We start from the raw sequence: 11,900 nt of genomic DNA on the forward strand, positions 1-11,900 counted from the left end.
GCCGGTCACCCCCTCAAAACGGCGTCGATATACACTTCCGGCCGACTTAGCACGTATCCGGCTTCGGCGACGTACGACAGCACCCATTCCGAGCCGAGTCCGATCGCGACGACGAGCGCAAAAAGCCCCGCCGCGGCGCCCGCGCTCCACCGCAGGCCGATCTTCTCCGGCGCCGCCGCCGGCGTTTTCCCCCAAAAGGCGTGCCGGAACACGTTCATTAACGAGTATAGCACGACAAAGCTGGAAGCGAGTCCGATGGCGGACAGCGCATACGCGCCTTCGGAAAAGCCGCTGCGAAGGATCATCGCCTTTCCCGCGAAGCCGCTTAACGGCGGAACGCCGACGAGCGCCAGGGCCGTTGCGAAAAACATCCATCCCAGCAGCGGGTAGCGCCCGATCAGGCCGCCCATTTCCTTCAGCTTTTCGGTGCCCGCGGCGGCCGCGATCATGCCCCCGAGCAGAAACAGCAGCGCTTTGGCGACCATATCGTGCATCAGGTAAAACGCGACGCCCCCCAGCGCCTCCTCCGTCGCGACGGAGACGCCGAAGCCGATGAACCCGACGGCGATGACGACGTTATAATTGAGCACCCGGCTCACGTCCCGGTAGGCGATTGCGCCGATGCTGCCCAATATCATTGTGGCGCCGGCCATCCACCCGATCAGAGAATGCGAAATCGCAGGTTCATGGTAAAAAATAAGCGTAAACGTGCGAATGATGGCGTACAGGCCGACTTTCGTGAGCAAGGCGGCGAACACCGCGCGCACGGCCGTCGGCGGCGCGGCATACGAGCCCGGCAGCCAGAAAAACAGAAACAGTCCCGCTTTTAACGAAAACACGAGCAGGAACATGACGGCAATGACGTTGAGGATGCCCCCTTGCCCGCTCTCCGCCACCCGCTCCGCCAAATGCGCCATGTTCAGCGTTCCGACGCTCGCGTACAGGTAAGCGACGGCGGCCACGAACAAGGTGGAGGACAAAATATTGATCAAAATGTACTTCAACGTTTCCCGAAGCTGCCGCTTGGTCCCTCCCAGCACGATCAGCGCGTAGGAAGAAATGAGCATCACTTCGAAGCAGACGAACAGGTTGAAGATGTCTCCGGTCAGAAACGAACCGTAAACGCCGACGAGCAAAAACTGAAAGACGGGGTGAAAATAATTTCGTTCCCGGCTTTCCCCGACGCTGCGGAACGAAAAGAGCAAACAAACGAAGCCGATGACCGCCGTCGTCAACACGAGCAGCGCGGCCAGCATGTCGGCAACGAAAACGATGCCGTACGGCGGCGCCCACCCGCCCATGTCCAGCGTTTGAATGCCTTTTTCCCGCACCTGAACGACGATCAGGCAGGCGACCGCGATATTCGCCAAAGCGCCGATCGCGCCGACGAATCGCTGCCAAACGATGCGGTCCTTCAGAAAAATGAGCGCGACTGCCGTACACAAAGGGAGAAGAAGCGGCATGACGAGCAGGTTATTCATCCTCTTTCCCCCTCAGCTGTTCCATATCGTCGGTCCCCAGCGTCTGATACGACCGATAAGCGAGCACGAAAAAAAACGCGGTGACGCCGAAGCTGATGACGATCGAAGTCAAAATGAGCGCCTGCGGCAGCGGATCGATATACGCCTTCGCCTTTTCGCCGAGCAGCGGCGCCGCTCCCGTTTTCAGCCCGGCCATCGTCATCAGCAGCAAATGCACGCTGTGCGTAAGCAGGGACGTGCCCAGAACGATGCGGAGCAGGCTTTTGGACAAAATGAGATAAACGCCGACGGCAAACAAAATGCCGATGCTTAAAGCCATCAACCCTTCCATTCCGGGTCATCCCTCCCAATCGTAAGCAAAATCGTCATCGTCACCCCGACAACGGCGAGGTAGACGCCAAGATCGAACAGCACGGCCGTCGCGAGCTCCGTTTCCCCCATGATCGGCAGGTGAAAATAGCCGAAGGCATGGCTTAAAAACGGCGCCCCGAACGCAAAGGAACCGATCCCGGTCAAAAACGCGATCGCCAGTCCCGTCGCCGTCAGCTTGCGGAAATCGACCGGCATCATCAGCCGGAAGGAATCCATGCCGAACGCGATCGCGGTCAGCAGCAGCGCCGAAGCGGTCATGAGCGCGCCGATAAAGCCGCCGCCCGGAGCGTTGTGGCCGGCGAAGAACAAGTACAGCGAGAACGCGACGATCAGGAAGACGACCACTCTGGAAATCGTTCGCAGCAGCACGTCGTTGCTCCTGCCTTGCGCCCGGACGCTTGGCGCCGCATGCGCCGCCGGCAGCCTCGGCAAATCCGGATCGAGCCTGAGCTTGACCAACGCGTAAATGCCGAGCGAGGCAATGCCCAGCACCGTAATTTCAAGCATCGTATCGAAGCCTCTGAAATCGACCAGAATGACGTTGACGATGTTTTTGCCGCCGGCCAGCCGGTAGCTTTCGTCCACGAAATAGTCCGCGATCGTCCGAAAGGAGCCGCTCCCGCTCGCGCCCAGCGCGATCAGCGTGACGATGGCGCCCGAGCCCGCCGCGATCAGAAAATTGGTCAGCTTGAAGGGCAGCTTGACGACCTCTTTTTTCAATTTCGGCAGATGATAGAAACAGAGCAGGAACAACGCAACCGACACCGTCTCGACGATCAGCTGCGTCAGCGCCAAATCCGGCGCGCGGAACATGATGAACAGCAGCGTGACGATATAGCCGACCGCGCCGGTCAGGATGATCGCCATCAGGCGCGAGCTCGCGAACGGAACCGCGATCGCCGACACCGCCATGACCAGGACGACGGCCGCTTCGTAAAACGAAACATCGGCATAGTGCTCCGTGCGAAACCGGATATCGCCGGTCAGCAGGAGGGCCGTCCCGAGCGACAAAATAAAAAACAGGAAAATGTAGATTAGATAGTGCCGGACGGACCCCGTCATATAGAGGTTCGTCAAGCGGGAAGACAGCTTCTCCGCCCCGCTCAGGCTCCCGTCGTACAACCGGTTCAGCACGCCGGCCCCTCCCCTTGCCTTCTCGAGGACGCCCAGGCGGCCGTGCAGCGCATACAGCGCCGAACCCGCCAGCACGACCCCGATCGTCATCCATACTTCCGTCGTCCAGCCATGCCAGAAGTGGATCGAGACGTGAAAATGCTCTCCGGGCGCAAGCAAATCCGGAAGAACGGCCCCCATGGCCGGCTCGATCAACGAGGCGGACAGCAAATTCGGAAACAAGCCGAAAATGACCGCGCAGGAAGCCAGGACGACCGGCGGGACGAGCATGCCGAGCGGGGCTTCGTGCGGTTTTTTGCTCAGTTTGTCAAACTGCGGTTTGCCGGCGAACGTCCGCCAGAGCACGATCATGCTGTAGACGAACGTAAATACGCTTGCGACCCAGGCGACGACGGGAAAAATCGCCCCCCACGAGTCCAGGCTCCACAGGTTCAGGCTGGCGATATTCAATACCGCCGTAAAAAACATCTCCTTGCTCAAAAAACCGTTGAACGGAGGCAGCCCGGCCATCGAAAACGCCCCGATCAGCGCGACCGAGAACGTTACCGGCATGATCCGCATCAGCCCGCCGAGCTTGCGCAAATCGCGGGTTCCCGTCTCGTGGTCGACGATGCCGACGACCATGAACAGCGCGCCTTTGAACGTCGCGTGATTGATCAGATGGAAAACCGCCGCCGTCGTCGCTTTCGCGTAAAGGAGCGAATCGCTCGTGCCCGCAAAATAAGCCGCAGCCGAGCCCAGACCGAACAAGCTCATGATCAGGCCGAGCTGGCTGATCGTCGAATAGGCCAGCATCGCCTTCAAATCCGTTTGCCGGACCGCCTTGACCGATCCGAATACGAGCGTGGTCAAGCCGATTCCCGATACGAGCCAAAACCAGGCGTCTTCGCCGGAAAAAACGGGACTTAGCCTCGCGACCAAATAAATGCCCGCCTTCACCATCGTGGCGGAGTGCAAGTAGGCGCTGACCGGCGTCGGCGCTTCCATGGCGTCCGGAAGCCAGATATGGAACGGAAACTGCGCGGATTTCGTGAACGCGCCCAGCAAAATCAGCAGCATGGCCGGGATGAACAGCGCCTGACCGGCGATGTCGTCCGCCATGGCGATCGTTTCCCGGATGCTGAACGTACCGGTCATCGCATACAGCAGCAGGAAGCCGGCGAACATCGCGAGACCGCCGAAAACGGTAATCAGCATCGATTTTTGCGCGCCGTAGACCGACTTTTCCCGCTCCTGCCAAAACGCGATCAGCAAAAACGAGGAAATGCTCGTCAATTCCCAAAAGCCGTAAAGCACCATCATGTTGTCCGACAGCACGACCCCGAGCATGGCGCCCATGAACAGAAGCAAATAGACGTAGAACGGGCGAATCGCTTCTTTCTTTTTATCCAAATAAAAAATCGAGTACAGGACGACGAGCGATCCGATGCCGGTTATGAGCAGCGAGAACAGGAAGCCCAATCCGTCCATGTAAACGGCGAAGTCGATGCCGAGGGACGGAATCCATTCGGCCGTCGAAGCAAGCGCCTTCCCGTCCCGGACATCGGACGAAAACCCGAGAAAATACGCAAACAACAGCACGGGCAGCGGAAAAACGAGCCACCCCGCATGCAGGCGGGGCAGCAGCCTGGAGATCCAAGCCGAGATCGGCGCCCAAATAAAAGGTAAGATGATAGCTACGTGCAGCAGCGTCAAGCCGCTTCCCTCCCTTTGCAGTCCAACTTTTTCCTACTGTTCAGCTTTTCCAAAACCCGGTCTTCAAACCCTTCCACCGCCTTCCGAAACGTAAAGCCGAAAAAACAGAAAAGGAGCCCGCTGGTGGCAGGCTCCTCCGAAAAAACATGTTCAATTGATCCATATTATATCGATGGCTCGAAAAAATGTAAAGGAATTTTTAGTCAGGACGTATGCGACCGCTCGTCGCTGGCAAACCCTTTTCCTATAGGAAAGGAGTGATCCTGGCGTGCGAACTCGCGATAAGGCGTATATTTGCTTGACCCTCTTTTTGCTGCTGCTGGCGCTTGGCTGGGCGCTTGACGCCCGGCTGGCGAAGTCGAAGCCGTCTGCAGAAGGACGCTATACGATCCGGTCGGTCGGAACGACGCAAACGGTGCCGGGAGGAAAAGAGCCTTTCGGGGCGCGGGAATATATCCGCATCATCGGTTGGGAAGACGACTAACGCACGTCCGGCCCGGGATTCCGGATCGCCCGCGATGCCGCGAACGCGACTTTTTCAGGCCGGCCAATCCGGCCCGCGCCGCTTCCGCTACCCGGGCAGGCTTTCCTTAGCGGCCGAAGACGCCTTCAGAATGGAGGTCAGCACGCCCGGAAACCGCGCTTCCAGATCGTCCGTCCGCAGCGACAGAAAGTGCTGCGTCCCTTGAACGCGAATGTTGAGCACGCCGGCTTCGCGAAGAATCCGGACATGGTGCGACATCGTCGACTTGGCCACCGGCTGATCGAACGAGCCGCACGGCCGCTCCCCGCATTCCGCCACGTCGGTCACGAGCCTCATCCGGTTCGGGTCGCTAAGCGCCGCAAGCACCGCCGTCAGTTGAATGTCCTCCCGTTTCGGGTGGAATAAAATTTTCATTTGTCTTCCCCCTCTCCAGGTTGGACTGATGATTTGAATTATACCACAACTCGTGTTATGTTTTTAATGTTCGATAAACATAGAACTTAAACGGATACGAGGGGAAACCATGAAAACCGAAATCAGCTCCGCTATGCCGCCCGCGGACGCCGAGCCGTCCTTGCTGCGCGAGAAGGTCGTCGTTCCGCTGTTGGGCCTCATTCTCGTCCTGGTCATCATGAACACGATGATGTTCAATTTGGCGCTGCCCGTCGTGACCGAACAATTCGCCCTTTCTTCTTCCGCGGCCTCCTGGATCGTCACCGGCTACTCGATCGTGTTCGCGATTTCTTCGATTACCTACAGCCGGCTATCCGATCTCGTTCCGATTCGTTATCTGCTCTCCTTCGGGCTCCTCTGCCTCGGCGGGGCATCGATCGCGGGCTTTTTGAGCCATGACTTCGTCATCCTGCTTTGCGCGCGCATCGTGCAGGCGGCGGGAGCCGGCTCCGTGATGAGCCTCGCCATCGTGCTCATCAGCCGGTACGTCCCGCTGTCGCGCAGAGGCAAGGCGATGGCCCTCATTTCCTCCGCCGCTTCGCTCGGCTTGGGTCTCGGTCCGGTCGTCGGGGGAGCGATCACCCAATTTTGGGGCTGGAACGATCTGTTTCTCGTCACCGGCTGTTCGCTTCTGCTCATCCCGGTCGTCTTCCGCCTTCTCCCCGAGGAGCCCTTCGTCAAAGGCTCCTTCGACTGGCCGGGAGCGCTTCTGATCGGCATCGGCTCGACGGGCTTGCTCCTCTTTTTGACCGGCGGCAGCTTCGTCGCTTTGGCGGCGGGAATCGTCGGGCTGTTCGCGTTTTGGCTTCGGATCCGCTCCGCCGCCGAACCGTTCGTGCAGCCCGCCTTGCTTCGCAACAAACGTTATTTGCTGCTGGGCTCGCTCGGCCTGTTCGCCTATATCAACAGCTTCGCCTTGCTGTTTCTGCTGCCCCAGCTGCTCGCGCACCTGTACGGCTTAAAGCCGGGGATATCCGGGCTGATCGTATTCCCCGGAGCGTTCGTCTCGATGCTGGCCTCGAACGCGATTGGCAAAGGGATCGACCGGTACGGCAACGGCCTGCTGCTTCGCGTCGCCCCCTGGCCGATCGCCGTTTCGGGGCTGCTGTTCGCCTTGTTTGCCGATCAATCCTATTTTGCCGTCATGTTCATTTACATGCTTATGATCGTCGGCTTTTCCGCTCTCAACGCGAGCGTCTCCAACGAGATGTCCCGCATTCTTCCCGCCGCCAACATCGGAGCCGGGATGGGGCTGTTTCAATTGATCCAGTTTTTCAGCGGCGCGTTCAGCGTCGCCGTGTGCGGAAGCTTCCTGGCCGCGCGGGAACGGTTTCCGCTGGCCGACACGTACGCGCTCATCTTTTGGGGATTGATGGGCATCGGCCTGTTGTCCGTTCTCTGTTCGTTCGTTTATTTAGGGTCCAATCGCGGAAGCAGGGCGGACGGCGTGGCGGGATAAGCATCATCCGGACGAAAAGGCAATCGAACTTGCGATCGGCTGCAACAAATCGCGAACGGAGCTCGTTTAAAAACACAAAAGCAGGAAATCATCAGACAAGGAGTGAAATCAGCATGAAAAAAAGCTTGATTTGGCTGTTGTCCGCACTGCTGGTCGTGGCGCTGTCTCCGTCCGTCTTCGCTTTCTCGGATACTTCGTCGTCCAAGCACGCCGACAAAATCAACGCCCTGAAAGAGAAAGGCGTCATCAGCGGGGTCGGCAAAGACAAATTCGATCCCGACGGAGAGCTGTCGTACGCCGCCGGAATCTCGATGATCAACAAAGGCCTGGACATCAGCCTCGCCCGCTTCCTGTTCGTCAAAGCTCCGCTCGCCAGCGACTACTTTACGAACGTGCCGGACGACGCCTGGTATTCGGACGCGTTTATCGTCGCGCACATCAACGGCCTGGAAATTCCGCAGGACGTCAAGCCGGATCAATCGATGACGCGCGAGCAGTTCGCCCATCATCTGTTCCTCGGCATGGAAGCGAACGGAGCCCACGCCTATCCGGAGCCGTACATTCTGATCGACGACGAAGCCGACGTCAATCCGAGCTACATGAACAGCATTCAAAAGCTGCTCATTTCGAACGTCGCCTCCCTGGAAGACGGCAAATTCAATCCGAAAGCGCCGATTACGCGCGGCGAAGCGGCCGAATGGCTGTACAACGCCATGGAATTCGTCCAAAATACGCCGCAGGTCGATCCGAACCCGGAGGAGCCCGATCCGTTGGCCGACTACAAGCTCGAGGTCAAGCCCGTTAACGAGAGCGTGTCCGAAGTGACGGTCAAAGCGACGGCCCCGCATCCGGGCTATGGCCTTCGAATCGTCTCGATTCAATTCGAAGGCGACCAGGCCATCGTCTTTACGGAACCGGTATGGCCCGATCCGGAGATGATGTATCCGCAAGTCCTGACGGAAATCAGCGCCGTCACGTACGTGGACGCCAAGCTCAAGCCGGTGCTCCCGCAGGATGCCGTATCGTCGCCGTCCGACGGCGAAGCTTCCGAATCATCCGCATCCGCATCCGTTTCCTCTTAAGCGAATCAACGATAAAAAAGGCCGGGGCCGTCCCTACAGGTCGAATTTGACCTATGGGACGGCCCCTTCCGTACATGCTCATTTGCTCGCAGCTTACGATACTTCGCCCATAACGGCCTCCGCAGGCCGATATTTCGGATGACGGTTCCTTTCCGGCCTCAGCCGGGAGTCCCGTTCAGCCGAAGGCCGCCCGACGGGCAAAATTCGTCGTTGCCGCCGACTCCCGCGCCGCAGTCGGGGCATCGTTCCAGGCTATCCGCGGCCAAGGCGCCCGCATCGTCCCCGCTGCCGCGTTGCAAAGACGAACCCCATCGGAAAGCCCCCTTTGTCCGCGTTAACGCACCTTACGGAAAATGAACCGACTTTCGGCGTTTCTTTCGCCTTTTTCCGGCCATCCACAAGGCGGCTGCCGCGATGACGGCGCCGGCGGCCCCCGCCCAAATCCATCCGTTGCGAAGCTTCTCTTCTTCCACCGGCATCGCCGCGGCGGCGGCTTCCGTATTTTGCAGCGCGTGGACCTGCTTTTTGACGGGCGTCAAGGTCCCCACCGCTTGCTCGCCGAATTCGGTATCGAGCAGGACGCTCCCTTGCGCGTCGACCCGAAAGGACGGAAGGGCGCCGATCGGCATCAGCGCGCGGATTTCCTCCTCCGCCCGCCATTCGTACGTCTCGTCCCCGATCTCCTCGGTATGCGTCTCGCCGGCGGCGAGCAACGGCGCGGATTCGAAGGCCGCAAAACCGTAATCAAACAGCGCCGTCATATCCGCATAGGCGTTTTTGTTGCTTGGCGCCTTCAGGACGACTCCGATCAATTGCTCGTCTCCCCGGGTCGCGGAAGAAACGAGCGTATTCCCGGCGGCCGTCGTATACCCGTTTTTAATCCCCGTCGCGCCTTCGTACGTCGTCAGCAAACGATTGTGGTTGTAGAGCTCGGACTTCCACTCCAGTCCGTCCCACGGCATTTGAACGGTCGAGACGATTTCGCGGAACGTTTCGTTCTGCATGGCGTAACGCGCGATTCGGGCCATATCGGCGGCAGTTGTCACCTGATTCGGATCGGGAAGGCCGGACGGGTTGACGAAAAAAGTATCCGAAACGCCGACCGTGTTCGTCGCGAAATCGTTCATGCGCTCGGCAAATTCGGCTTTCGAGCCGTCGATATGCTCCGCGATCGCGGTGGCGGCGTCGTTGCCGGAATTGAGCATCATCGCGTAAAGCATAAGCTCCATCGATTTTTGCTCGCCTTCGGACAAATACACGCGCGTGCCGTCCTCGTATCTCGCTTCCCTGGATACGGTTACCGTTTCGTCCAGCCGGGACGTTTCCAGCGCGACGATGGCGGTTACGATTTTCGTGATGCTTGCGGGATACAGCCGCGCGCGTTCGTTTTTGGCGAATAGCACCCGGCCCGATTGCTGATCGATCAAAATCGCGGACTCCGAAGCGATGTTGGCCGGAGCCTCCGGGGGAGCTTCGGCTTCCAGGATCTCCGCCACCGTGACGGACGGCGCCGAGGAAGGGGCGATGGTTCCGTTTTCCGCGGCAGTCGCGGCCTGAAATCCATGCGCAGACGGAAAGGACAACAATAGCGAAACGGCAACGAAGATTTTCGGCAATAGACGCATCGGTCGGTTATCTTCCCCTTTGCTTCCTCCAGTTTCCCCTTTTTCTTATTTTTCTATCGTAACCGAATTCGCATCAAGCGGCAAAGCAAATGCTTGGAATGAACTCCCAATTTCAGCCAGAACGCCCAGCACCCCTTCGAAAGGTCAGGGATGTTGATGGCCGTGCGGGTGAGGCGCGTGGTTCTCGTCCGCGAACGTGACGGACAATTCGGCGTAAAAAACGCCCTTCTGGACTTGAATTTGCTGATGAAGCGATCGCAGCTCGGAAAGCTTGCCGCGCACGACGACGACTTCGAGGCATTGCGCGTGATTCAGATGGACATGCATCGTCGAGATGATGCTGTGGTGAAATTGATGCTGAAGCTCCATCAAAACCATCGGCAGCTCGCTGACATGATGATCGTAAACCATGACGATCGTGCCCGCGACAAATTCTTCGGAATGAAGCTTCGCCGGCTCCAGCAGCGCTTTTCTGGCGAGGTCGCGGATTGCCTCCGACCGGTTCGTGTATCCCTGCTGCTCGATGTAGCGATCGAATTGCTCGATCAGCGGCGCCGGAAAGGAGACGCCGAACCGGGTCAATTCTTCTTTTTCAGCCATGTTCGCACCCTGCCGTTCCATTAAACGTTTCCTGTTACTTGTGCCGCAAATGCTGCAGCGTCGCGTGAAACATCTCTTCGATATGCGCGTCGTCGAGCGAGTAATACACCGTTTTGCCGTCTTTCCTTCTTTTCACCATGCGGATATTGCGCAAGTAGCGAAGCTGATGGGAGACGGCGGATTGATTCATGTCCAGCAGGACGGACAAATCGTGCACGCACAGCTCCTTCTGCATCAAGGCGTCGATCATGCGCACCCGGGTCGGATCGCTAAGCGCCTTGAACCATTCGGCCAGTTCGCCCGCGGACGACTCGCTGAGCATTCGCGAGCGGACGTGCTGCAGATCGGCGACGGTCCCTTCGCACGGCTCTTCGCAATTTGCGACTGCTTGTGGCTCCACTGCGCATCATCCTTCTCCTCAATCTGTCGATGTCGACATTATAACAAAACATCGGCCAAATAAAAAAGACCGCGGTAGCGGTCGCAAGCCTTCCCGGCTTTGCCGACTCCCCCGCGGGGGCGGGAGAGCCGAAAACCGATCAAAATTCGTAGCCGTTCATCCGAAGATGAGCGTGATACATGTCGATCGCGGAAGGATGGTCCTCCTTCGATATCCACTGCTCCGCTTTCCATACGCCCGATTGCTTGAACGCCCGGGGACAATGGATAAAAATTTCTTCCGTCTCGACGACGACCGCCATGCCGGTCGTTTTGCCGGTCCACTGCTGGCTTTCGATAAACGCCTCGTTCCGCGTAATGACCGCCCGGCCGTTAATCCGCAGCACTTCGTCAAAGCCCGGAATAAGAAAGATCATGCCGACCTGCGGGTTTTCGATTATGTTCAAAAGCGAGTCCGTCCGGCGATTGCCGGGCCGGTCCGGAAACGCCAGATGGCGTTCGTCGAGTACTTTGACGAACCCCGGCTTATCGCCGCGCGGCGTAACGTCGGCGCGACGGCTCCCGTTCGAAGTCGCCAGAAAAAACAGCGGAGACAGCTTCAGATAGTTCTCGACATGATCTTCGATGACGCTTACCGTTTTTTTGACGATCGCTTCGTGCGGTGCCTCGATCCGTTCCCGGATTTGCTCCGCCGTCGCGATCGTATCATTCATCCAAGCAGGCGTCGCCGACATTCCCGCCCCTCCCCCTTTCATTTTAAAGCCGACGCGCCTGAAGCGATCCGGGCTTCCGGCGGCGCCGGAGCCGCGGCACGGGGGCGCGGGTCAGCTTTTCGGCCGGGCTTTGACCTTGTTTTGGACCGGCGGCAGATGCTTCATGCTCCGCAGCATCGGCCCTCCGCACAGCGGACACGCTTGCTGCAGGGCCGCGAACTCTTCGCGAACCCAGGCTTTGCATTCCGCGTTTTTGCATTTCCATATTTTCGTCGGCTTCAACGCCGCTTTCGTCTCTTCGCTTGCTGCCAATCTAGAGTTCATCCTTCCTTAAAAAAAATAAAACCCGCGCCGCTTGGGTGCGGGTTTTATCCGTGTAGCGCCGGCCGGACAAACACTGCCG

General features: G+C 58.6%; 13 protein-coding genes. 3 read left to right on the forward strand and 10 right to left on the reverse strand.

The window, feature by feature from the left end; all coding sequences use genetic code 11:
* Nucleotides 1-5 precede the first annotated feature (5 nt).
* The 3 genes from JW799_RS23420 to JW799_RS23430 are packed head-to-tail and all read right to left on the reverse strand — an operon-like array spanning nt 6 to nt 4,682.
* On the reverse strand, nt 6-1,481 hold the full coding sequence (locus JW799_RS23420; protein WP_205431946.1) for a Na+/H+ antiporter subunit D: 1,476 nt from the start codon (nt 1,479-1,481) through the stop codon (nt 6-8).
* Entirely contained in the window at nt 1,474-1,812 is a 339-nt protein-coding gene (locus tag JW799_RS23425; protein WP_080839065.1) for a Na(+)/H(+) antiporter subunit C, read from the reverse strand. Before JW799_RS23425 ends, JW799_RS23420 begins: the two co-directional genes overlap by 8 nt.
* Nucleotides 1,800-4,682 carry a Na+/H+ antiporter subunit A gene (locus JW799_RS23430; RefSeq protein ID WP_080839063.1) on the reverse strand — a complete coding sequence of 961 codons (2,883 nt, stop codon included), beginning with the start codon at nt 4,680-4,682 and terminating at the stop codon, nt 1,800-1,802. Before JW799_RS23430 ends, JW799_RS23425 begins: the two co-directional genes overlap by 13 nt.
* Nucleotides 4,683-4,950: 268 nt before the next feature.
* Here JW799_RS23430 and JW799_RS23435 point away from each other — a divergent pair, with 268 nt between their 5' ends.
* Nucleotides 4,951-5,166, forward strand: coding sequence for a hypothetical protein (locus tag JW799_RS23435; RefSeq protein ID WP_080839061.1), 216 nt, complete (start codon nt 4,951-4,953; stop codon nt 5,164-5,166).
* 87 nt (nt 5,167-5,253) lie between these two features.
* Here JW799_RS23435 and JW799_RS23440 read toward each other — a convergent pair whose 3' ends face one another.
* On the reverse strand, nt 5,254-5,580 hold the full coding sequence (locus JW799_RS23440) for an ArsR/SmtB family transcription factor (RefSeq protein ID WP_080839060.1): 327 nt from the start codon (nt 5,578-5,580) through the stop codon (nt 5,254-5,256).
* Nucleotides 5,581-5,689: 109 nt separating this feature from the next.
* Here JW799_RS23440 and JW799_RS23445 point away from each other — a divergent pair, with 109 nt between their 5' ends.
* Together JW799_RS23445 and JW799_RS23450 are read left to right on the forward strand one after the other, a co-directional pair.
* Nucleotides 5,690-7,078 (forward strand): MFS transporter, encoded by a 1,389-nt coding sequence (locus JW799_RS23445; RefSeq protein WP_080839058.1) that lies wholly within the window; start codon nt 5,690-5,692, stop codon nt 7,076-7,078.
* A gap of 113 nt (nt 7,079-7,191) precedes the next feature.
* Nucleotides 7,192-8,160 carry an S-layer homology domain-containing protein gene (locus JW799_RS23450; RefSeq protein ID WP_080839057.1) on the forward strand — a complete coding sequence of 323 codons (969 nt, stop codon included), beginning with the start codon at nt 7,192-7,194 and terminating at the stop codon, nt 8,158-8,160.
* Nucleotides 8,161-8,318: 158 nt separating this feature from the next.
* On the opposite strand, the gene JW799_RS23455 is transcribed toward JW799_RS23450, so the two are convergent.
* The 6 genes from JW799_RS23455 to JW799_RS23480 all read right to left on the reverse strand — a co-directional run bounded on the left by JW799_RS23455 (nt 8,319) and on the right by JW799_RS23480 (nt 11,809).
* Nucleotides 8,319-8,459, reverse strand: a complete 141-nt coding sequence (locus JW799_RS23455) for a hypothetical protein (RefSeq protein WP_176220859.1) — start codon at nt 8,457-8,459, stop codon at nt 8,319-8,321.
* A 45-nt stretch (nt 8,460-8,504) separates the two neighbouring features.
* On the reverse strand, nt 8,505-9,785 hold the full coding sequence (locus JW799_RS23460; protein ID WP_080839055.1) for a D-alanyl-D-alanine carboxypeptidase family protein: 1,281 nt from the start codon (nt 9,783-9,785) through the stop codon (nt 8,505-8,507).
* Nucleotides 9,786-9,929: 144 nt separating this feature from the next.
* On the reverse strand, nt 9,930-10,385 hold the full coding sequence (gene nikR, locus JW799_RS23465; RefSeq protein WP_080840942.1) for a nickel-responsive transcriptional regulator NikR: 456 nt from the start codon (nt 10,383-10,385) through the stop codon (nt 9,930-9,932).
* A gap of 34 nt (nt 10,386-10,419) precedes the next feature.
* Complete coding sequence (locus JW799_RS23470; RefSeq protein ID WP_245809792.1) at nt 10,420-10,785, reverse strand: ArsR/SmtB family transcription factor; 366 nt, start codon at nt 10,783-10,785, stop codon at nt 10,420-10,422.
* Between the two features lie 139 nt (nt 10,786-10,924).
* Nucleotides 10,925-11,518, reverse strand: a complete 594-nt coding sequence (locus JW799_RS23475) for an MSMEG_1061 family FMN-dependent PPOX-type flavoprotein (protein WP_240353390.1) — start codon at nt 11,516-11,518, stop codon at nt 10,925-10,927.
* 90 nt (nt 11,519-11,608) lie between these two features.
* A complete protein-coding gene (locus JW799_RS23480) occupies nt 11,609-11,809 on the reverse strand; it encodes a cold-inducible protein YdjO-related protein (RefSeq protein WP_240353391.1) in 201 nt (66 codons plus the stop codon).
* Nucleotides 11,810-11,900: the final 91 nt, after the last annotated feature.

The sequence above is a fragment of the Cohnella algarum genome (genome assembly GCF_016937515.1).
GTDB lineage: Bacteria > Bacillota > Bacilli > Paenibacillales > Paenibacillaceae > Cohnella > Cohnella algarum.